Origin of the sequence: Streptomyces griseobrunneus, from assembly GCF_046713465.1 — a bacterium.
Classification (GTDB): Bacteria; Actinomycetota; Actinomycetes; order Streptomycetales; family Streptomycetaceae; genus Streptomyces; species Streptomyces microflavus.
In genome coordinates, this window is record NZ_CP177080.1 from 1,609,228 (window position 1) to 1,629,389 (window position 20,162).

A 20,162-nucleotide genomic window follows, 5' to 3' on the forward strand; every position below is an offset into this window, starting at 1 on the left:
CGGGGACGGAACAGTTCCGTGATCATGCCGGGCCGGGGGGCTGCTTCCCGTCGGTGAGCTGCTCGTCCAGTTCGTCGAAGAGCAGCTCCTCGTGCTGGACCTGTCCGGTGCGGTACGCCGAGCGGGCGACCAGGTGCGAGGCGACCGGGCCGGTGAGCATCTGGAAGAAGCCGATGAGCGAGAGCGTGGCGAGATCCATGCCGCTGCGCAGCCGGAGTGCGACCCCGGCCAGGACCAGGAGGATGCCGAGGGTCTGAGGCTTGGTCGCGGCGTGGCTGCGGGAGAGGACGTCGGGCAGCCGGAGCATGCCGATCACCCCGAGCAGGCAGATCGCGGCGCCGAGGATGACGAGCAGGGCCCCGGCGGTGTCGAGGATCTGGAGCCAGACGTTCACTGCGGGCCCTCCTCGGTCCGGTCGGCGTCCGGGCCCGGGGAGTGGGTCGGGACCGTGACGGCGGGCCGGTCGCGTACGGCGATGAAGCGGGCGATGCCCACCGAGCCGGTGAAGCCGAGGAACGCCAGCACCAGCATGATCGGGAAGTAGAACGGGTCCCGGGCGAAGGCCGACTTGGCGCCGAGACCGGCGATGATCAGGGCGGCGATCACATCGAGCGAGATCGCCCGGTCCAGCATGGAGGGGCCGAGCCAGATCCGGACCAGCAGCAGGAGCCCTGCCACCAGGACCAGGACGATGGCGGCGGTCAGCAGAATACGGTCGACGTGTTCGAGAACGCTCATGGTGCGGGCCTTCCGGCGGCGAGCTGTGGCGGTGGGGGCGGTGCGGCGACGCGGACGATCTCGTCCCGGGTGCCGAAGGCCCGTACGGTCAGTTCTTCCAGCCGCCAGACCTGACGCCTGGCGGCTTCGAGCTCCTCGGGCCGGTCCGCGTCCAGGACGTGCAGGAAGACGGTGGCGGTGGCCCGGCGCACCTCGATGACGGAGCCGCCCGGCACGTTGGAGACGGCCACCGCGACGGCGGCGAGCATCAGGTCGCCGCGGCAGCGCAGGGGCACGCCGATGACGGCTGCCCGGTGCGGGGTTCCGCCGAAGATCTGCCGGGTGACCCGCACGCCCGAGGTGTACATGTCGTAGAGCAGGTATCCGGCGAGGCGGACGATGCCCCACGGGTGGAGCCGCAGCCCCAGGTCGACCGGCGGCAGCGGGAAGGCCAGGCAGACGGCGCTCGCGACGATCACGCCCGTGATGATGTTGGCCAGGTTGAAGGTCGACCAGAGCAGCACCCAGATGAGGGTGAGCCAGGCGATCAGCGGCAGGTCCAGCACCCGTCCACGTCGGCCGACCTTGCAGCTCATCGGCGGCAGGTCGGTGTCGCGGAACGAGAGCCGCAGGAATCGGCTCACCTGCCCAGCACCTCCTCGATGTAGGGCGTGCGCTTCAGCAGTTCGACGGCCGACCGGTCGGTGAAGGTGGTGAGCGGTCCGGCGAACACCGTGAAGGACAGGGCCAGCACGATCGTCGCGGCGGTCGCCGCCATCATGGGCCGGGGAAGCCTGCTGGTGGTGATGACCGCCTTCCCCCGGAGCGTCGCCGCCACGGGTCCGCCGGCCGGCTGCCGCACGATCGTGATGCCCTCGTCACCGGTGCCGGGGACCCCGTCGGGGCCCTCGTCGACGTCGTCGTCGCTGTCGTCCCCGGACTCCAGGACCGTCCCCGCCTCGGCCAGCCCCGGCGGAGCGGCCCGCCAGAACGCCAGGTTCCAGACCTTGGCGGTCACGTACAGCGTCAGGAGGCTGGTGACCACCGAGCCGGCGACCAGGATCCAGGCCCAGGTGGAACCGTCGGCGACGCCCGCGCGCATCAGCCCGAGCTTGCCGACGAAGCCGGAGAGCGGAGGGATGCCCGCCAGGTTCATCGCGGGGACGAAGAAGAGGAGGGCCAGCATCGGCGCGGCCTTGGCGAGTCCGCCGAGCCGGGTCAGCTCCGTGGTCCCGCCCCGGCGCTCGATCAGACCGGCGACCAGGAACAGGGTGGTCTGCACGGTGATGTGGTGGACGACGTAGACGATGGCGCCGCCGTACGCCTCGCGGGTGGCCAGGCCGATCCCGAAGACCATGAAGCCGATGTGGCTGATCAGAGTGAAGGAGAGCAGCCGTTTGAGGTCGGTCTGGGCCACTGCGCCGAGGATTCCGATGATCATGGAGGCCAGCGCGACGGCCATCAGGAGATCGCCGATGCGGTTGCCCGGGAAGAGCAGGGTCTCGGTCCGCATCATGCAGTAGACGCCGACCTTGGTGAGGAGTCCGGCGAACACCGCGGTGACGGGGGCGGGCGCCGTCGGATAGGAGTCGGGGAGCCAGGCCGCAAGTGGGAAGACGGCGGCCTTGATCGCGAAGACGGTGATCAGCATCGCCTGGATCAGGGTCTGCACGCCGAGCGGGAGGCCGGGCAGCCGCTCGGCGAGCTGGGCGAAGTTGACGGTGCCGAGGGCCGCGTACGTCATCGCGATGGCGATGAGGAAGAGCATCGACGAGAACAGCGAGATGATCACGTAGGTGGAACCGGCCCGCATGCGGGGCCCGGTGCCGCCCAGAGTGAGCAGCACGAAGCTGGCCACCAGCATGATCTCGAAACTGACGAAGAGGTTGACGAGGTCACCCGCGAGGAAGGTGCAGGAGACTCCGGCCACGAGGATCAGGTAGGCGGGGTGGAAGACGGCGAGCGGGGTCTCCTTGTCCCGGTCGGTCATGCCCTGGCCGAGGGAGTAGATCAGCACGAAGAGGGTGACGGCCGAGGAGACGGTGAGCATCAGGCCGGAGAGCCGGTCGGCGACCAGGGTGATGCCGAGCGGCGGGGCGAAGTCGCCGAGGTGGACGGAGAGCGGGCCCTGGCGGTCGGCGGCGATCATCAGGATGACCGAGAGCGCCAGGACGGCGGTGAGTACGGCGACGCTGATGAAACGCTGGAAGCGCTGCATCCGGGTGCCGAAGGTGAGGCTGAGGCCGGTGGCGCAGAGGGGCAGGAGCACCGGCAGCGGGACGAGCGCGTTCATCCGGTGGCTCCTCGGTCGTCGCGGGGATAGCGGTCGTCCGCCTTGGCGTCTCCGTCGCGTTCGTAGTCCTCTGGGTCGGCGCCGATGACGTCGTTCCAGAGGTCGCCGGAGGCATCGCGGCCGCGGGCCTGGCGGGCCCGGTCGGCGCGCAGCCGGTCGCGGAGTCTGCGGCGCTCCTCGCGGTAGCGTTCGCGCTCGTCGGCGGTCGGTTCGGCGCCCGAGCGGAAGTCCTCGCGCAACTGGGCGCGTTCGGAGAGCACTTCGGCGCGGAGCACGATGCGCCGGTCCTCCAGGTCGTCGTGCACCTCGTCCGTGCCGGTGATCTGGTGGCTGCGGTAGGCCATGGCGAGCAGGAACGCGGTGGTGCCGAGGGTGATCACGATGGCGGTCAGCGCGATGGCCTGCGGCAGCGGGTCGGTGACCCGGCGCAGGTCGACCCCGTAGAGGAGGGGGGCGGCGCCGGCGGTACCGGTCGAGGCGAGGATCAGCAGGTTGATCCCGTTGCTCAGGATGACGGCGCCGAGCAGGATGCGGGTCAGTGGCCGGGTCAGCATGAGGATGCCGCCGACGGCGCAGAGCACCACGGCCGTGGCGAGGAGCGAGGCGCTGACGGTCATCGGGAATCCCCCTCCGTCATGGCGCTGTTGGGGGCGGTGAGGGCTCCGGCGGCCCGTTCGATCTGCCGGTCGATCTTGGCGCCGAGGGCCCGGACGATGTCCAGGACGACGCCGAGCACCAGGAGGTAGACGCCGAAGTCGAAGAGGATCGGCGTACTCATGTGGAAGTCGCCGAAGACCGGCAGGTGGCCGTGGTACGTGAAGGCGTGCAGCACGGTTCCGTCCAGGAGGCCGAGGAGCCCCACGGCGGTCGAGATGAACAGCCCCAGTCCCGTGAAGAGCCCCGGTTGCAGGGGCGCGGCCCGGGCCAGTTCGAAGCGACCGCCCGCCAGGTAGCGGGTGATGAAGGCGACTCCGGCGACGAGCCCCGCGACGAAGCCGCCGCCCGGCATGTTCTCGGCGCAGAACAACAGGTAGACCGAGAGGATCAGGATCGGGTGGAAGATCAGCCGGGCGACCACCTCGAAGACGATCGAGCGGTGCTCGGGTGCCAGGGTCGAACCGGCGGCCAGCCAGCTGCGTTCGGGCGCCACGTCGTCGCCCTGTGGCAGACGTGAGGTGTGCTGCGCCGCGATCGACCAGGCGGTGCGGCCCTTCAGTTCGTCCGGGATCACCGACCCCTCGCTGCGGCGGTGCAGGTAGATCAGGCTGGTGACACCGATGGCGGCGGCGGCCAGCACGGCGGACTCCCCCATGGTGTCCCAGGCGCGCAGGTCGACCAGGATCGTGGCGACCACGTCCTTGTACCCGTGGTCGGCGACCTCCTCGACCATGGCGGCGCCGGCGGGCTCCGCGGTGCGCGCGGCCGCGGCCACCCATACGGCGACGCCGATGGTGGCGGCCGCGAGGAGGGCCACCGGGATGCGGATCGCCCGCCGCCAGGGAGAGACGGTCTCCTCGAAGTGCACCGGCATCCGGCGCAGCACCAGGACGAAGACGATCATCGCCACGGTCTCGACGCAGAACTGGGTGAGCGCCAGGTCGGGGGCGCCCTGGACGACGAAGAGCAGGGCGGTGCCGTAACCGATCAGACCGCTGAGGACGACCGCCTTCATGCGGCGCCGTACGGTCAGGCAGAGCAGCGCCACGATGCAGGTGAGCAAGGCCACGCCGCCCTGGAGCACGTTGTCCCAGAGCCGGGGGGCCGGTGCGCCCTGCCACGGCTCGTCGGTGAGGAGCACGGCGAGCTGTCCGCCGACCATGACGAGCAGCGTGGTGGCCAGGTAGACGGAGAGGGAACCGCGCTGGATGAAACCGGTGACCTGGAGGGCGAGACGTTCCTGCCCGAGCAGGAGATGGCCGAAGACGCTGTCGGCGGTGGGCCAGGCGATGCGGCGGGAGACCTTGGTGACGGTGGCGCGCCCGAGGAAGAGGACGGTACCGGCGGCCCAGGCGACGGCCGACAGGAGGAGGGCGGTGCCGAGCCCGTGCCAGAGGGAGAGGTGGTAGGGGTCCGCGGGGACGGGGTAGGTGTCGGCGTACGCGCCCAGCAGCCGGTCGGTCCAGCCGACGCCCGGGCCGAGGACCAGGCCGAGGACGGCGAGCAGGGCGGGCGGGGCGAGGAAGGCCCGGCCCACGCGGTGTACGGGGGTGTCGGGGACGCCGGGCTTCCGGGCGAAGGCGCCCCAGACGAACCGCAGGGTGTACGCGGTGGTCAGCGCCGAGCCCGCGACGACGACGGCCAGCGCCCACCGCTCGGCGGCCGTGCCGTGCAGCAGCGCCTCGAAGGCGGCCTCCTTGGCCGCGAAGCCGAGCAGTGGCGGCAGGGCGGCCATGGAGGCGGCGGCGAGGACGGCGACCCCGGCGACGTACGGCAGGGAGCGGCCGACTCCGGAGAGTTTGCGCAGGTCGCGGGTGCCGGTGGCGTGGTCGACGATGCCGGTGACGAGGAAGAGGGGCGCCTTGAACAGGGCATGGCCGAGGATCATGGCGGCGGCGGCGAGGGCCGCGTTCCGGTTGCCGGTCCCGGCCAGCAGGATGAGGAAGCCGAGCTGGCTGACGGTCCCGTAGGCGAGCACGAGCTTCAGGTCGTTGAGGCGCAGCGCCCGCCAGCCGCCGAGCAGCATGGTCGCGCCGCCGAGGACCAGGATGACGGGCTTCCACACGGGTACGTCGGCGAAGGCCGGGGAGAGCCGGGCGACCAGGTAGACCCCGGCCTTGACCATCGCGGCGGCGTGGAGATAGGCGCTGACGGGGGTGGGTGCGGCCATGGCGTTCGGCAGCCACATGGAGAACGGCCAGATCGCGGACTTCGACAGCGCGCCGCACAGGACGAGGACGAGGGCGATGGAGACGGCGATGGTCGCCTCGGGCGGGTCGGCGACGATCGTGGAGATCCGGTAGGTGCCCGCCGCCTGACCGATGATCAGGAAGCCGACCAGCATGGCGAGCCCGCCGAGTGTGGTGACCACGAGGGCCTGGAGCGCGGAGCGGCGGCTGTGGCGGTGTTCGCTGCCGTGGCCGATCAGCAGGTAGGAGAAGACCGTGGTCAGCTCCCAGAAGACGTACAGCGTGATGAGGTCGTCGGCGAGGACGAGGGCGAGCATCGCGCCCGCGAAGGCGAGCAGGTTCCCGGCGAACCGGCCCAGTTGCGGGGTGTCGTCCCGGAAGTAGGAGGCGCAGTAGAGCAGGACGAGCGCGCCGACCCCGGCGGCGAGCAGCACCATGAGTTCGGCGAGCGCGTCGAGGCGCAGGTCGACGGAGACGTCGTAGTCCGGGATCCACTGCCAGGACCAGGTGACCGCGTCACCGGAGGCGGCGGTGTTCCAGCGGGTGAAGGCCCAGACGGTGGCGGCGGCCGGGGGCAGCGCGAGCACGAGGAAGGCGCGCCTGCCGAGCCGGTGCACCAGCGGGCCCGCACAGGCCGCCAGCACGAAGTGGCTGACGATGAGCGCGATCACAGAGGAGTGTCCGGGTCGGGCGGCAGGGCATCCGGAATAAAGTGCACTAAATACAGATATATCCCCGGGATCGATTCACTCGACCGGCGCGCCGCGCACCCCCCGGCCCACTGCGCCGGGAGCCATTTTCAGCCGTTTCCGGTGCCTTGCCCGTGCCCGGCGCAGGCTCCGCTGTGGTCGCAGTACGGGGTGTTCCCGGTGGCGCCGCAGCCGCAGAGCATGACCCGGGTCTCGTGGTGCGGCCCGTGGGGGGTGGCGACTTCCAGGTCCCCGCGCAGGTGCAGCACCCCGTCAGGGTGCAGCGACACATGGGTGGGAACGTCGGGGATCTCGTCGGGCAGGCCGTCGGTGCGGTGGTACTGGAGGGCCCCGCTCGGGCAGCGGTGGATGACGTCGGCCACCTCTTCGGCGGGGGCGTTGCCGGGGAGGATCCATGGTTTCCGGCCGACCTCGAAGACGGCGGGGAGCCCACGTACGCATTCGGCCGCGTGCAGGCACCGGTGCGCGTCGAAGCCGACGGTGATGCCTTCGCCGTCGTAGGACCGGGCGGCGGCGGGGTGCGGCGGGGTCGGTCGGCTGTCGCTGGTCACCGCGGACCCTCCTGGCGGCTCGGCATCCGTACGGGCCCCTCCAGCCTCGCCCTCCCCGCCCGGGGCCGCGACTCGGGCGGGCGGGGCCCACCGCCGCGACCTCGGCGTCGCCGCCGCCACCACGCCGTCGCCCCCGCCCCGTCACCACCGCCACCGCCACCGCCACCGCCACCGCCACCGCCGTCAGGGCAGCACGGCGACCCCGTCGATCTCGACCATCGCCTGTTCGTCCCAGAGCCTCGCCACCCCGATGACCGCCATCGCCGGGTAGTCGCGCCCCGCCAGCCGGCGCCAGATCCGGCCCAGTTCGGCGGCGTTGGACCGGTAGTCGGCCACATCGGTGGCGTACACCGTGACGCGGGCCAGGTCGGCGGGGGCGCCGCCCGCCGCGCGCAGGGCGGTGAGGAGGTTGGTGAGGGCGGTGGTGAACTGTTCGGGCAGGGTGGCGCCGACGACCTTGCCGTCCTGGTCGAGGGCGGTCTGCCCGGCCAGGAAGACCAGATGGCTCCCGGTGGCGACGACGGCGTGCGAGAAGCCGGTGGGCGGGGAGAGTTCGGCCGGATTGATCCGGTGGGACGGGCTCATACGGGCGGCTCCTGGGACTCCTGGGCGGCGGCGGACGCGTACAGCTCCTTGGCGATGATGGTGCGCTGCACCTCGCTGGCGCCCTCGTAGATCCGGGGCGCGCGGACCTCGCGGTAGAGGTGTTCGAGCAGATGACCGCGGCGCAGGGCCCGGGCGCCGTGCAGCTGGACGGCGGTGTCGACGACGTACTGCGCGGTCTCGGTGGCGTACAGCTTGGCCATGGCGGCGCGGCGCGGCACGCCGCTCTCCCCCGCGTCGTACGCCGCGGCCGCCGCGTACACCAGGAGGCGGGCGGCCTCGGTGCGGGTGGCCATCTCGGCGACCTGGTGGGAGACGGCCTGGAGGTCGCTGAGCGGGCCGCCGAACGCGGTGCGCCGGGCGGTGTGGCCGAGGGTGGCGTCGAGGGCGGCGCGGGCCATCCCGACGGCGAAGGCGCCGACGCTGGGGCGGAAGAGGTTGAGGGTGTCCATCGCGACCCGGAAGCCCCGGTCGGGCTCGCCGAGCACGTCGTCGGCGGTGACCGGTACGCCGTCGAACTCCAGGGTGCCGATGGGGTGCGGGGAGAGCATGTCGAGGGCGGAACCGGTGAGTCCGGGGCGGTCGGACGGGACCAGGAACGCGGTGATCCCGCGCGGGCCGGCGCCGGGTGTGGTGCGGGCGAAGACGGTGGCGAAGTCGGCCTCGGGGGCGTTGGAGATCCAGCACTTCTCGCCGGTGAGCCGCCAGCCGCCCGGGGCGGGTTCGGCGGCCAGGCTCAGGGCGCCGGCGTCGGACCCCGCGCCCGGCTCGCTCAGGGCGAACGCCGCGACGGCCCGGCCCGCCCGGACCTCGGGGAGCCAGCGTGCGCGCTGGGCGGGGGTGCCCGCCCGGACGACGGGGGTGGTGCCGAGGCCCTGGAGGGCCAGCGCGGTCTCGGCCTCGGTGCAGCCCCGGGCCAGGGACTCGCGCAGCAGGCACAGGTCCAGCGCGCCGGAGCCGAACATCCGCTCCAGCAGGCCCAGCTCGCCGAGGGCTGCGAGCAGCGGGCGGTTGACGCGCCCGGGCTCTCCCTTCTCCGCCAGCGGGCGCAGCCGCTGCTCGGCGAGGGTGCGCAGCTCCTCACACCAGGCGGTCTGTGCCGGTTCGAGGGAGAATGCCGTCATGGCGGCGCCTCTCTTGTCGCGTCCGTTGTCTTGTCGCTTCTCTGCCTTATCGCGCACCGTTGACTACCGTCACCCAAACGATACGCTCCAGGGGCGACAAGGGGGCGATCCTTCATGGAGCCGAATTCCTCGCCGAACACGCCCGCAGCCGCCGCCGACGCGTCCGTACGCGTCCCCGGTGCGCACACCGACACGTTCACGCGCGACCATCTGCCACCGCCGCAGCAGTGGCCGGAACTCCTTCTGGACGATCCCGCGCTGCGCTACCCCGACCGGCTGAACTGCGGACACGAGCTGCTGGACCGCACGGTCGAGGAGCGGGGTCCCGACCGTCCCGCGCTGCGCTCCGCCGACGGGGGCGTCTGGAGCTACGGCGAGCTGCGGGAGACCGTGGACCGCATCGCCCATGTGCTCACCGACGACCTGGCCGTGGTGCCCGGCAACCGGGTGCTGCTGCGCGGACCGACCACACCCTGGCTGGCCGCCTGCTGGCTCGCCGTCATAAAGGCGGGCGCGGTCGCCGTGACCGTACTGGCGCAGGCGCGCACGAGTGAACTGGCCACCATCTGCTCGCTCGCCCGGGTGAGCCACGCGCTGTGCGACGCGCGCTCGGCCGAGGACCTGGCCAAGGCGGACGTGGAGGGACTGCGGACGACCTTGTTCGGCGGGGACGGCCCCGAGGACCTGATCCGGCTGGCGGCCGCGCACTCCGGCTCCGGCCCGTACCGGGCGGTCGACACGGCCGCCGACGAGGTCGCGCTGATCGCCTTCACCTCGGGGACCACCGGACGCCCCAAGGGCTGTATGCACCTCCACCGGGATCTGCTCGCCATCGCCGACACGTTCTCCCGCCAGGTGCTGCGGCCCGTCCCGGACGACGTGTTCGCGGGCAGCCCGCCGCTCGGTTTCACCTTCGGCCTCGGCGGTCTGCTGGTCTTCCCGCTGAGGGCCGGGGCCTCGACACTGCTGCTGGAGCAGGCCGGGCCGCACCATCTGCTGCCCGCACTGGCCCGCCACCGGGTCTCGGTCCTCTTCACCGCGCCGACGGCCTACCGCACGATGCTCGGCCAGCTGGACGGCCACGACCTCTCGGCGCTGCGCCGCTGTGTGTCGGCCGGGGAGAACCTGCCCGCGGCGACCTGGCAGGCCTGGTTCGAGGCGACCGGGCTGCGCATCATCAACGGCATCGGGGCCACCGAACTGCTGCACATCTTCATCTCCGCCGCCGACGACGCCATCCGCCCCGGCACCACCGGCGTCCCCGTGCCTGGCTGGCAGGCCCGGGTGGTCGACGAGCGCGGCGAGGAGCTGCCCGACGGCGAACCGGGGCTGCTCGCCGTGCGCGGCCCCGTCGGCTGCCGCTATCTCGCCGACCCCCGCCAGACGGAGTACGTCCGGCACGGCTGGAACATGACCGGCGACACGTTCGTCCGTGAGCCGGACGGCTACTTCCGTTACGTGGCCCGTGCCGACGACATGATCATCTCGTCCGGCTACAACATCGCGGGCCCCGAGGTGGAGGACGCCCTGCTGCGCCATCCGGAGGTCGCGGAGGCGGCCGTGGTGGGCCGGGCGGACGAACTGCGCGGGGAGATCGTGGTGGCCCACGTGGTGCTGACGGAGGGGTCGGAGCAGACGGCCGACTCACTGCGGGCCCATATGAAAGCCTCTCTGGCCCCGCACAAGTGCCCGCGCGTCTTCGTCTTCCGCTCCTCCCTCCCCCGTACCGCGACCGGCAAGCTCCAGCGGTTCCTGCTGCGGGACCAGCCCCTCTAGAGTGATCACGTGGCCGAGCTCCGCACCCCCCGTTCCCTGATCGTCACGCTCTACGGCGCCTACGGTCGGCCGCCGGACAACGCCCCGTTCGCGGTGGCGGAGCTGATCCGGCTGCTGCACGCCGTGGGCGTCGACGCGCCTTCCGTACGCTCCTGCGTCTCACGGCTGAAGCGGCGCGGGCTGCTGGTCGCCGCGCGGGCGGCGGACGGCTCGGCTGGGTACGCCCTGTCGCCGGACGCCCGCCAGCTGCTCGACGACGGCGACGGGCGCATCTACGGCCGTCCGGTGCACCGGCTCGCCGAAGGCTGGGTCCTCGCGGTCTTCTCCGTCCCGGAGGCCGAGCGCAACAAGCGCCACCTGCTGCGCTCCCGGCTGGCCCGCCTCGGTTTCGGCACGGCCGCCCCCGGAGTGTGGATCGCACCGGCCGGCCTCTACGAGGAGACCCGGCACACCTTGGAGCGCCTGGAACTCGCCCCGTACGTCGACCTGTTCCGCGGCGACCACCTGGGCTTCGCCGCGACCCGCGCGTCGGTGGCCCGCTGGTGGGACCTGGACGCGGTGGCCCGCCTCCACCTGGACTTCCTGGAACTGCACGAGCCGGTGCTCCGGGAGTGGGAGGCGGCCCCGGGAACCGAGGAGGACCCCCGCCCGCAGGATGCCTACCGGGACTATCTGCTGGCCCTGGACTCCTGGCGCCAACTCCCTTACGCGGACCCGGGGCTGCCGGAGGAGCTGCTGCCGAAGGGCTGGCCGGGCGGCCGCTCGGCGGAGGTCTTCGGCAAGCTGCACGAGAGGCTGCGGGACGCCGGGGAGCGGTTCGTGCGGGGGTGAGGGGCGGCGGTGCCGAGTTCGTACCGCCCGGGAGCCTTCGGCCACGACCCGCTGAACCGACGAGCCGGTCGCCCGTCAGGCGCGGACCAGCTCGGCAGCACCGAAGGACACGTCGAATCGGTCGCACCAGATGCTGACGCTGGTGAAGGCAGCCGGGTCGAGGCCGGCGGGCAGCGGATAGTTGTGGGCCCCCTTGTTGCCCTTGAGCTTGCCGAGGCTCTCGTAGGCACCGTCGTCGAAAACGAACCAGCCGGCCCGCCCCGCCTTTACCGGCGCATCGGTCAGCCACACCCTCAGGTCCGGACCGTTACCGGTGTCGAGGTTCTCCAGCCGCAGGATGTGCGAACCGTCGCTGAGCCGCAGCAACTTCACCGTGCCGGAAGTGGAGTGCTCATGGCTGATCAGCTCGCCTCCGGCCACGGTCACCGGCTCCACGGGTTCGGAGGGCGGCGGCCCCTCCGGCGTCACCGGCTCGCCCGCGGACCTGCCCACGGGCTCCGAAGCCGTCGCCTCCGGCAAGGCCTCCTGAACGGTGTCGTCCTGCCACAGCTTCCACGGCTGGAACCAGTGGAGCCCCACGCCGACCAGCGCCACGACCACCACCAGCGCCCCCGCGACCACCGGCCGCGTCAGCGTTTCGCGCACTCGCCCCATCCCGTCTCCTCCACTCGCCCTGCCGGCCTGCTCGGCCGGCTCCGGAAGACCCATCCAACCCGACCGGGCACACCTGCGGCGGCTGCTCCGGTATGACGAGAGTCTTACGTCCGCGCGGGAACGGTCAGCCCAGCCTGAGCCGCGGCTTCGGCCCGTCCGTGCGGCCCGTGGGCGGGGGGCGGCTGCCCGCGCCGTACGGGAGCGGCCAGGGTGCGCCCGGTCCCGCGTAGCCCTGTTCGGCCGCCGCGTGGAGCGTCCAGTGCGGGTCGTACAGGTGGGGGCGGGCCAGGGCGCAGAGGTCGGCGCGGCCCGCCAGGAGCAGGGAGTTGACGTCGTCCCAGGAGGAGATGGCGCCGACCGTGATGACCGGGACGCCGACGGTGTTGCGGATCCGGTCCGCGTACGGGGTCTGGTACGAACGGCCGAACTCGGGGCGCTCCTCGGGCACCACCTGGCCGGTGGACACGTCGATGGCGTCGGCTCCATGGGCGGCGAAGGCGCGGGCGATCGCGACGGCGTCCTCCGCGTCGGTGCCGCCCTCGGCCCAGTCGGTGGCGGAGATCCGGACGGTCATCGGGCGGTCCTCGGGCCAGACCTCGCGGACGGCGTCGAAGACTTCGAGGGGGAAGCGGAGTCGCGCGGCCAGTGATCCGCCGTAGGCATCGGTGCGGTGGTTGGTGAGCGGGGAGAGGAAACCGGAGAGCAGGTAGCCGTGGGCGCAGTGGAGCTCGAGGAGGTCGAATCCGGCGTCGGCCGCCCGGCGGGCAGAGTGGGTGAACTGATCCCGGATCGTGGCCAGTTGGGCCGCATCGAGCTCCTGCGGGACCTGGCTGACGCCTGGCTGGTACGGAAGCGGGGAGGCGGCCGACAGCGGCCAGTTGCCGGTCTCCAGGGGCTGGTCGATGCCCTCCCACATCAGCCGGGTGGAGCCCTTGCGGCCGGAGTGGCCGAGCTGGACGCCGATGGCCGCGCCGGGGGCAGAGGTATGGACGAAGTCGGTGATCCGCCGCCAGGCGGTGGCCTGTTCGTCGGTCCACAGGCCGGTGCAGCCGGGGGTGATGCGGCCCTCGGGGCTGACGCAGACCATCTCGGTCATGGTGAGTCCGGCGCCGCCGAGCGCCCGGGCGCCGAGGTGGACGAGGTGGAAGTCGCCGGGGAGCCCGTCGGTGGCCGAGTACATGTCCATGGGTGAGACGACGACCCGGTTGCGCAGTTCGAGGCCGCGCAGCCGCAGCGGGGTGAACATCGGGGGGGTGCCGGGCGGGCAGCCGAACTCCTCCTCGACGGCGGCGGTGAAGGAGGCGTCGCGCAGCCGGAGGTTGTCGTGGGTGACGCGGCGGCTGCGGGTGAGCAGGTTGAACGCGAAGCGGCGGGGCGGCTGGTCGACGTAGCCGGCCAGCTCCTCGAACCAGCGCAGACTGGCCGCCGCCGCCCGCTGGGTGGAGGCGACGACCGGGCGGCGCCCGGCCTCGTACGTGGCCAGCGCGGCGGGCAGGTCCGGCTGTTCCTCGATGGAGGCGGCCAGCGCGAGGGCGTCCTCGACGGCGAGCTTGGTGCCGGAGCCGATGGAGAAGTGCGCGGTGTGGGCGGCGTCCCCGATGAGGACCGTGTTCCGGTGCGACCAGCGGGAGTTGGTGACCGTACGGAAGGTGAGCCAGCTGGACCTGTTGGCGCGCAGGGGCCTGCCGTCGAGGGCCTCGGTGAAGAACTTGGCGCAGCGGGCGGTGGATTCGGCCGGGTCGCAGGTGTCGAGCCCGGCGGCGCGCCACACCTCCTCGCGCATCTCGACGATGACGGTGGAGGCGTCGGCGGCGTACGGGTAGCCGTGCAGCTGCATGACGCCGTACGGGGTCTCGGCGATCTCGAAGCGGAAGGCGTCGAGCGCGAAGTCGGCGGCGAGCCAGATGTAGCGGTTGCGGTGCTCGGTGACGGCCGGGCCGAAGGCGTCCGCGTGCGCCTCACGGGTCGCACTGTGCACCCCGTCGGCGGCGATGACCAGGTCGTGGCGGGCGGCGAGGTCGGCGGCGGGCGGGGCCTGGGCGCGGAAGCGGAGGTCGATGCCGAGGGCGGTGCAGCGCTCGTGCAGGATCTCCAGCAGCCGGCGGCGCCCGAGGGCGGCGAAGCCGTGGCCGCCGGAGGTGTGGGTGCGGCCGCGGTGGACGATGTCGATGGTGTCCCAGCGGACGAACTCACGGCTCAGGGCCCGGTAGACCTCCGGGTCGGCGTCTTCGATCCCGCCGAGGGTCTCGTCGGAGAGGACGACGCCGAAGCCGAAGGTGTCGTCGGGGGCGTTGCGCTCGTACACGGTGATCGCTCGGGCCGGGTCGAACCGCTTGAGCAGGGCGGCGGCGTAGAGGCCGCCGGGGCCGCCGCCGATGACCGCGATGCTCCGCACAGGGGTCGGCACGGCCGCTACCTCCCCCGCCACTTCGGCGGCCGCTTCTCGGTGAAGGCGGCGTGGAACTCCGCGTAGTCCTCGCCGTGCATCAGGAGGGCCTGGGTGTTGGCGTCCAGCTCGACGGAGGCGGCGAGCGGCATGTCCAGTTCGGCGGTGAGCAGCGCCTTGGTCTGGGCGAGGGCGAGGGCGGGGCCGTCGGCGAGGCGGCGGGCCAGCTCGGCGGCGCGGGCGTCGGCCTGCCCCTCCTCGGCCAGCTCGCTGATCAGCCCGATCCGCTCCGCCTCGGGGGCCCGGACGGGGTCGCCGAGCATCAGCAGCCGGGTGGCGTGGCCGAGGCCGACGACCCGGGGCAGGAGGTAGGCGGCGCCCATGTCCCCGCCGGAGAGGCCGACCCGGGTGAAGAGGAAGGCGAAGCGGGCGGAGGGGTCGGCGACCCGGAAGTCGGCGGCGAGGGCGAGGACGGCTCCGGCTCCGGCGGCGACCCCGTGAACGGCGGCGACGACCGGGAAGGGGCACTCGCGCAGGGCCCGTACGACCTGTCCGGTCATCCGGTTGAACTCCAGGATCGCCGCGGTGTCCATGGCGAGGGTGGCGCCGATGATCTCCTCCACGTCGCCCCCGGAGCAGAAGCCGCGCCCCTCACCGGCCAGCACGAGGGCGCGGGCGGAGCGCTCCCGAGTCAGCTCGGCGAGCAGGTCGCGCAGATCGGCGTAGGCACCGAAGGTGAGGGCGTTGAGCTTCTCGGGGCGGTCCAGTGTGACGGTCACCACACCGCCGTCCCGGGTGATCCGGAGATGGCGCCACTCCTCCACGCGCGGGGCGGAGCTGGGAAACGAGCTCATGAAGGGGTTCCCTTCAGCATTCGGGCGGGTTGCCGACCGTGCGCGGGTCGCGTTCCACCACCGAATTTATCACTCGTACGTGACTGTCGTCACGAGGTCGCGATACGTCGACCGTGAGACTGTTGTGGCGAAAGTCCTGTTTGCACCGGCCGACCGCCTCTATGGCCAGGGCCGTGCGGTTCGTAAGGTTGACCCCAGGAAGTCTCGATACGCGATGCCGATGATGAGCCGAGTGAGTCGAGAAGCCCCGACGAGGAGTCGGGAGAGCCCGATGACGAGTCGGGAGGCCCCGATGAGTCGAGAAGTCCCGCTAAGAGGAAGACCCGCTCCCGAACGGAACCCCGCCGTGCCGCCCGATGTCCCTGTTCCCGCCTCCTGGCGGATCGCCCTGCCGCACTCCACGGCAGCCGTGCCGATCGCCCGCGCTCTCGTCCGTACCGCCCTGTCGGACATCGATGCCCCGGCGGACAGCGACACCGCCGAGCTGCTCACCGCCGAGCTGGTGGCCAACGCCGTCGAGCACACGGTGAGCAGCGAACCGATCGAGCTGGTCGTGGAGCTGCTGCCCACCGGCTGCCAGGTAGAGGTGCACGACCACGACCCCGCTCCGCCCGGCGACCTGTCCCGGCCGCCGCACGGTTACGAGGTCGACCCCTGGCAGGAGCACGGCCGCGGTCTGCTGCTGATCCGGACCCTCAGCTCCGCCTGCGGTCACCGCACCACGGAGCACGGCAAGGCCGTCTGGTTCACGCTTCCGGCGATACCGTCCCAGCCGGGCCCGTCTCCGGAGAGCTGACCAGCCGGGACCGCTTGCGCCCGTAGCAGGCGTAGAGCAGCGAACCGGCGGCGAGGAAGACCGCGAACTGGACCCAGGTCGTCCAGCCGGTCCCGTACATCAGATACAGGCAGAACACCACGCCGAGCACCGGGCTCACCGGGTAGAGCGGCACCCGGAAGGTGCGTTCCAGTTCGGGGTTGCGGCGGCGGAGCACCACGACGGCCACGTTGACGGCGACCATGGTGGCGAGCGTGCCGATGGTCGTCAGGTTGACGACGACGTCCAGCGGGACGAAGGCCGCCGGTACGGCGAAGACGCAGGCCACGATCCAGGTGTTGGCGACCGGGGTGTGGGTCTTGGGCGAGACCCGTTCGAAGACGCGCGGGATCAACCCGTCGCGGGACATCGACATCAGGATGCGGGTCTGCCCGTACATCACGGCGAGCACCACGGAAGCGATGGCCACGACCGCGCCGAAGGCGATGATGCCCCCGCCGACCGAGGAGTCGGTGACCTGGTTGACGACCAGAGAGAGGGCCGCGGGCCGGTCGGAGACGGCGTCCGCGCCGAGTGCGCCGATGGCCGAGAGCGCCACCGCGCAGTAGAGCAACGTGACGACGCCGATGCAGATCAGGATGGCGATCGGAATGTTCCGGCGGGGGTTCTTGACCTCTTCGCCGGCGGTCGTGATGGCGTCGAAGCCGATGTACGAGAAGAACGCCAGCGACGCGCCCGCCGTGATCCCGCCGAGCCCGTGGCCCGCGAACGGCACGAGGTTGTCGTCCTGGAACGCGGTGAACGCGATCACGCAGAACGCGAGCAGGATGCCGATCTTCAGGACCGCCATGGCGGCGGTCGCGGTCGCGCTCTCCCGGACGCCGCGCACCAGCAGGGTGGCGGCCATCGCGATCACGACGACCGCCGGCAGGTTGATCACGCCGCCGTCGCCGGGCCCGGCGGAGACGGCCGCGGGCAGCTCCCAGCCGATCAGGCTGTTCAGCAGCTCGTTGACGTACTGGCTCCAGCCCACCGCGACCGCGGAGACCGAGACGCCGTACTCCAGCATCAGGCACCAGCCGACGAGGAACGCCGTGCGTTCGCCGAGGGCGGCGTACGCGAAGGAGTACGAGCTTCCCGAGACCGGGATCGCGCTGCCCAGCTCCGCGAAGGAGAAGGCGGTGAAGATGCAGGTGATCGCGGCCAGGACGAACGAGATGACGACGGCGGGTCCGGCCTCGGCGACGGTGTCGGAGAGGCCGACGAAGATGCCGGTGCCGACGATGGCCCCGACGCCGAAGCAGACGAGCTGGAAGAGGCCCATCGTCCGCTTGAGGCCGTGGCCCTCCAGGTCACCGCCGGACTCGGCGATGAGCTGGTCGGGGCTCTTGCGGCGCAGTCCGGGACGGTGTGCGGTGCCGGGATTCGGCAGGCCGGGGCTCATGCGGGACGTTCTCTTCTCTGGTGGTGCAGTGGGGGGACGGTCCCGTGCGCGCCTGAGCGGCACGGGAAAGGGGCCCAGGCACGTCAGAGCCCGAACCCCACCAGAGGCGACATCGTAGCCACCACCTCGCATGTTCACCCAATCGGGCGAATGGCCATGCGAATCCCTCGGCCGTGAGGTCGGCTACACGTCCGCCAGCGTCGCCACCAGCACGGCCTTGACGGTGTGCATCCGGTTCTCGGCCTGGTCGAAGACCACCGAGTGCGCCGACTCGAAGACCTCGTCGGTGACCTCCAGCTCGGTGAGTCCGTGGGCGGCGTGGACGTCCCGGCCGACCTGGGTGCCGAGGTCGTGGAAGGCGGGCAGGCAGTGCAGGAACTTCACGTCCGGGTTGCCGGTGGCCCGCAGGACGTCCATCGTCACGGCGTACGACGCGAGCGCGGCGATGCGCTCGTCCCAGACCTCCTTGGGCTCCCCCATCGAGACCCACACGTCCGTGGCGACGAAGTCGGCGCCGCGGACGCCCTCGGTGACGTCCGCGGTGAGCGTGACCTTCGCGCCGCTGACCGCGGCGAGCTTCTCCGCCTGCTCCACGACGGAGGGGGCCGGCCAGTACATCTCGGGGGCGACGATCCGGATGTCCAGGCCGAGCAGGGCGCCGGTGATCAGGTAGGAGTTGCCCATGTTGAAGCGGGCGTCGCCGAGGTAGGCGAAGGCCATCCGTGTGACGGGCTTGCCGCTGTGCTCCGTCATGGTCAGGACGTCGGCGAGCATCTGCGTGGGGTGCCAGTCGTCGGTGAGCCCGTTGAAGACGGGGACGCCGCCGTACGCGGCCAGCTCCTCGACCACCTGCTGGCTGTCGCCCCGGTACTCGATCCCGTCGAACATCCGGCCGAGCACCCGGGCGGTGTCCTTCACCGACTCCTTGTGGCCCATCTGGGAGCCGGAGGGGTCCAGGTAGGTGGTGAAGGCACCCTGGTCGGCGGCGGCGACCTCGAACGCGCAGCGGGTGCGGGTCGAGGTCTTCTCGAAGATCAGCGCGATGTTCTTCCCGCGCAGCCGCTGGGTCTCGGCCCCCGCCTTCTTGGCCGCCTTCAGCTCGCCGGCCAGCGCGACCAGGCCGAGGAACTCCTCCGCGGTGAAGTCCAGCTCCTTGAGGAAGGGGCGGCCGGTGAGGTCGATGGCCATGGTGACGGCTCCAGGGATCGTGCGGGGATCGACGAACAGTTCTGGAAGTCTATACGACTAACCGCATTCCTATACAGCCCCCTGGGTCCAGAATCCGCCGGTCCCCTGTCTCGAAAGTGCCTGCACTACACAGGGTCCCGCACCACCGGACAGCTCATGCAGCGCGGTCCGCCCCGCCCCCGGCCCAGCTCGCTGCCCCGGATCTCGATGACCTCGATGCCCTGTTTGCGCAGATAGGTGTTGGTGGTCGCGTTCCGCTCGTACGCGACGACGACGCCCGGCTCGACAGCCAGGACGTTGCAGCCGTCGTCCCACTGCTCGCGCTCCGCCGCGTGCACGTCCTGGGTGGCGGTGAGCACCCGGATCGAGTCGAGGCCGAGCGCGGCGGCGATGGCGCGGTGCATGTGCTCGGGCGGGTGGTCGGTGACCTTCAGTTCGCGGGGGCCGCTGCCCGGCTCGATCGTGTACGAGCGGAGCATGCCGAGCCCGGCGTACTGGGTGAACGTATCGCCGTCGATCATGGTCATCACCGTGTCCAGGTGCATGAACGCACGGCCCTTGGGCATGTCGAGCGCCACGATCGTGCGCGCGGAGCCCGCGTCGAAGAGGCCGCGGGCCAGCATCTCCACCGCCTGCGGGGTGGTGCGCTCGCTCATCCCGATCAGGACCGCCCCCTGCCCGATGACCAGGACGTCACCGCCCTCGATGGTGGAGGGGTAGTCGTCCTGCCCCTCCGACCAGTGGTGGAAGACGCCCGCGTCCGGTCCGGTGAAGAGCGGATGGTGGCGGTAGATCGCCTCGAAGTGGACGGTCTCGCGCTGCCGGGCGGGCCAGCGCATCGCGTTGATGGAGACCCCGTCGTAGATCCAGGCGGAGGTGTCCCGGGTGAAGAGGTGGTTGGGCAGCGGGCCGAGCAGGAAGTCGTCCAGGTCCATCACATGGAAGCGGACGGAGGTCGGTTCGCTGTGCCGCTCCAGGAACTCGCGCTTGGTCATCCCGCCGACCAGCGCCTCCGCCAGCTCGGCCGACGGCAGCTCCTCGAAGGCGGCGCGCAGGTGCTCGGTGGCGAGCGGCCCGTACTCCTTCTCGTCGAAGACCCGGTCGAGCACGAGCCGCCGCGCGACGGGGATGTCCAGGGACTCCTGGAGGAGGTCGCCGAAGAGGTGCACCTCCACTCCCCGGTCACGCAGGACGTCGGCGAACCCGTCGTGCTCCTCCCGGGCCCGGCGCACCCACAGGACGTCGTCGAAGAGGAGCGCGTCCTTGTTGGAGGGGGTCAGCCGTTTCAGTTCCAGATCGGGGCGGTGCAGTATGACGCGGCGCAGCCGCCCGGCTTCGGAGTCGACATGGAATCCCATGTCTTCATCCTCACCGGGCGGAGCACCGTTCACCCCGCGAATCGCCCACCGT

Annotated in this window: 18 protein-coding genes; 3 read left to right on the plus strand and 15 right to left on the minus strand. The window is 71.8% G+C overall.

The window, feature by feature from the left end; genetic code table 11:
* Positions 1-22: 22 nt before the first annotated feature.
* The 9 genes from mnhG to ACK8N7_RS07165 all read right to left on the minus strand — a co-directional run bounded on the left by mnhG (position 23) and on the right by ACK8N7_RS07165 (position 8,844).
* Complete coding sequence (mnhG, locus tag ACK8N7_RS07125) at positions 23-394, minus strand: monovalent cation/H(+) antiporter subunit G (protein ID WP_403211523.1); 372 nt, start codon at positions 392-394, stop codon at positions 23-25.
* Complete coding sequence (locus tag ACK8N7_RS07130; protein ID WP_403211525.1) at positions 391-738, minus strand: MrpF/PhaF family protein; 348 nt, start codon at positions 736-738, stop codon at positions 391-393. Before ACK8N7_RS07130 ends, mnhG begins: the two co-directional genes overlap by 4 nt.
* Positions 735-1,361: a Na+/H+ antiporter subunit E gene (locus tag ACK8N7_RS07135; protein WP_403211527.1), complete on the minus strand. Its 627-nt coding sequence runs from the start codon at positions 1,359-1,361 to the stop codon at positions 735-737. Before ACK8N7_RS07135 ends, ACK8N7_RS07130 begins: the two co-directional genes overlap by 4 nt.
* On the minus strand, positions 1,358-3,010 hold the full coding sequence (locus ACK8N7_RS07140) for a Na+/H+ antiporter subunit D (protein ID WP_403211529.1): 1,653 nt from the start codon (positions 3,008-3,010) through the stop codon (positions 1,358-1,360). Before ACK8N7_RS07140 ends, ACK8N7_RS07135 begins: the two co-directional genes overlap by 4 nt.
* Positions 3,007-3,627 carry a Na(+)/H(+) antiporter subunit C gene (locus ACK8N7_RS07145; RefSeq protein WP_015612081.1) on the minus strand — a complete coding sequence of 207 codons (621 nt, stop codon included), beginning with the start codon at positions 3,625-3,627 and terminating at the stop codon, positions 3,007-3,009. The genes ACK8N7_RS07140 and ACK8N7_RS07145 overlap by 4 nt, the downstream gene beginning before the upstream one ends.
* Complete coding sequence (locus tag ACK8N7_RS07150) at positions 3,624-6,527, minus strand: Na+/H+ antiporter subunit A (protein WP_500441539.1); 2,904 nt, start codon at positions 6,525-6,527, stop codon at positions 3,624-3,626. The genes ACK8N7_RS07145 and ACK8N7_RS07150 overlap by 4 nt, the downstream gene beginning before the upstream one ends.
* Before the next feature lie 128 nt (positions 6,528-6,655).
* The gene (locus tag ACK8N7_RS07155) at positions 6,656-7,117 is read right to left on the minus strand and encodes a (4Fe-4S)-binding protein (RefSeq protein ID WP_403211533.1); all 462 of its coding nucleotides are present in this window, start codon (positions 7,115-7,117) and stop codon (positions 6,656-6,658) included.
* A 183-nt stretch (positions 7,118-7,300) separates the two neighbouring features.
* Positions 7,301-7,702 (minus strand): RidA family protein, encoded by a 402-nt coding sequence (locus ACK8N7_RS07160; RefSeq protein WP_403211535.1) that lies wholly within the window; start codon positions 7,700-7,702, stop codon positions 7,301-7,303.
* Positions 7,699-8,844 (minus strand): acyl-CoA dehydrogenase family protein, encoded by a 1,146-nt coding sequence (locus tag ACK8N7_RS07165; protein WP_403211537.1) that lies wholly within the window; start codon positions 8,842-8,844, stop codon positions 7,699-7,701. The genes ACK8N7_RS07160 and ACK8N7_RS07165 overlap by 4 nt, the downstream gene beginning before the upstream one ends.
* Before the next feature lie 114 nt (positions 8,845-8,958).
* Here ACK8N7_RS07165 and ACK8N7_RS07170 point away from each other — a divergent pair, with 114 nt between their 5' ends.
* Positions 8,959-10,620, plus strand: coding sequence for an AMP-binding protein (locus ACK8N7_RS07170; RefSeq protein ID WP_500441542.1), 1,662 nt, complete (start codon positions 8,959-8,961; stop codon positions 10,618-10,620).
* A 9-nt stretch (positions 10,621-10,629) separates the two neighbouring features.
* The gene (locus ACK8N7_RS07175) at positions 10,630-11,451 is read left to right on the plus strand and encodes a PaaX family transcriptional regulator (RefSeq protein ID WP_500441544.1); all 822 of its coding nucleotides are present in this window, start codon (positions 10,630-10,632) and stop codon (positions 11,449-11,451) included.
* A 75-nt stretch (positions 11,452-11,526) separates the two neighbouring features.
* Here the strand turns inward: ACK8N7_RS07175 and ACK8N7_RS07180 are convergent, their stop codons facing one another.
* The 3 genes from ACK8N7_RS07180 to ACK8N7_RS07190 all read right to left on the minus strand — a co-directional run bounded on the left by ACK8N7_RS07180 (position 11,527) and on the right by ACK8N7_RS07190 (position 15,345).
* Positions 11,527-12,105: a DM13 domain-containing protein gene (locus tag ACK8N7_RS07180; protein WP_403211543.1), complete on the minus strand. Its 579-nt coding sequence runs from the start codon at positions 12,103-12,105 to the stop codon at positions 11,527-11,529.
* Positions 12,106-12,229: 124 nt separating this feature from the next.
* Positions 12,230-14,533: a bifunctional salicylyl-CoA 5-hydroxylase/oxidoreductase gene (locus tag ACK8N7_RS07185; RefSeq protein ID WP_500441547.1), complete on the minus strand. Its 2,304-nt coding sequence runs from the start codon at positions 14,531-14,533 to the stop codon at positions 12,230-12,232.
* Complete coding sequence (locus ACK8N7_RS07190) at positions 14,518-15,345, minus strand: enoyl-CoA hydratase family protein (protein WP_358365493.1); 828 nt, start codon at positions 15,343-15,345, stop codon at positions 14,518-14,520. The genes ACK8N7_RS07185 and ACK8N7_RS07190 overlap by 16 nt, the downstream gene beginning before the upstream one ends.
* A gap of 346 nt (positions 15,346-15,691) precedes the next feature.
* Between ACK8N7_RS07190 and ACK8N7_RS07195 the strand changes: the two genes are divergently transcribed.
* The gene (locus tag ACK8N7_RS07195) at positions 15,692-16,141 is read left to right on the plus strand and encodes an ATP-binding protein (protein WP_403211548.1); all 450 of its coding nucleotides are present in this window, start codon (positions 15,692-15,694) and stop codon (positions 16,139-16,141) included.
* On the opposite strand, the gene ACK8N7_RS07200 is transcribed toward ACK8N7_RS07195, so the two are convergent.
* The 3 genes from ACK8N7_RS07200 to ACK8N7_RS07210 form a co-directional block, all read right to left on the minus strand.
* On the minus strand, positions 16,092-17,564 hold the full coding sequence (locus ACK8N7_RS07200) for an amino acid permease (protein WP_500441549.1): 1,473 nt from the start codon (positions 17,562-17,564) through the stop codon (positions 16,092-16,094). The genes ACK8N7_RS07195 and ACK8N7_RS07200 overlap by 50 nt on opposite strands.
* 183 nt (positions 17,565-17,747) lie before the next feature.
* Positions 17,748-18,752 (minus strand): ornithine carbamoyltransferase, encoded by a 1,005-nt coding sequence (argF, locus tag ACK8N7_RS07205; RefSeq protein WP_500441551.1) that lies wholly within the window; start codon positions 18,750-18,752, stop codon positions 17,748-17,750.
* Between the two features lie 125 nt (positions 18,753-18,877).
* Positions 18,878-20,110: an arginine deiminase gene (locus ACK8N7_RS07210; protein WP_031126993.1), complete on the minus strand. Its 1,233-nt coding sequence runs from the start codon at positions 20,108-20,110 to the stop codon at positions 18,878-18,880.
* Between the last annotated feature and the right edge of the window lie 52 nt (positions 20,111-20,162).

Coding starts and splice junctions, on each gene's coding strand:
- ACK8N7_RS07130 (WP_403211525.1), bottom strand. CDS start 738: ATGAGCGTTCTCGAACACGTCGACCGTATTCTGCTGACCGCCGCCATC.
- ACK8N7_RS07140 (WP_403211529.1), bottom strand. CDS start 3,010: ATGAACGCGCTCGTCCCGCTGCCGGTGCTCCTGCCCCTCTGCGCCACC.
- ACK8N7_RS07145 (WP_015612081.1), bottom strand. CDS start 3,627: ATGACCGTCAGCGCCTCGCTCCTCGCCACGGCCGTGGTGCTCTGCGCC.
- ACK8N7_RS07160 (WP_403211535.1), bottom strand. CDS start 7,702: ATGAGCCCGTCCCACCGGATCAATCCGGCCGAACTCTCCCCGCCCACC.
- ACK8N7_RS07165 (WP_403211537.1), bottom strand. CDS start 8,844: ATGACGGCATTCTCCCTCGAACCGGCACAGACCGCCTGGTGTGAGGAG.
- ACK8N7_RS07170 (WP_500441542.1), top strand. CDS start 8,959: ATGGAGCCGAATTCCTCGCCGAACACGCCCGCAGCCGCCGCCGACGCG.
- ACK8N7_RS07180 (WP_403211543.1), bottom strand. CDS start 12,105: ATGGGGCGAGTGCGCGAAACGCTGACGCGGCCGGTGGTCGCGGGGGCG.
- ACK8N7_RS07190 (WP_358365493.1), bottom strand. CDS start 15,345: ATGAGCTCGTTTCCCAGCTCCGCCCCGCGCGTGGAGGAGTGGCGCCAT.
- ACK8N7_RS07200 (WP_500441549.1), bottom strand. CDS start 17,564: ATGAGCCCCGGCCTGCCGAATCCCGGCACCGCACACCGTCCCGGACTG.
- argF (WP_500441551.1), bottom strand. CDS start 18,752: ATGGCCATCGACCTCACCGGCCGCCCCTTCCTCAAGGAGCTGGACTTC.
- ACK8N7_RS07210 (WP_031126993.1), bottom strand. CDS start 20,110: ATGGGATTCCATGTCGACTCCGAAGCCGGGCGGCTGCGCCGCGTCATA.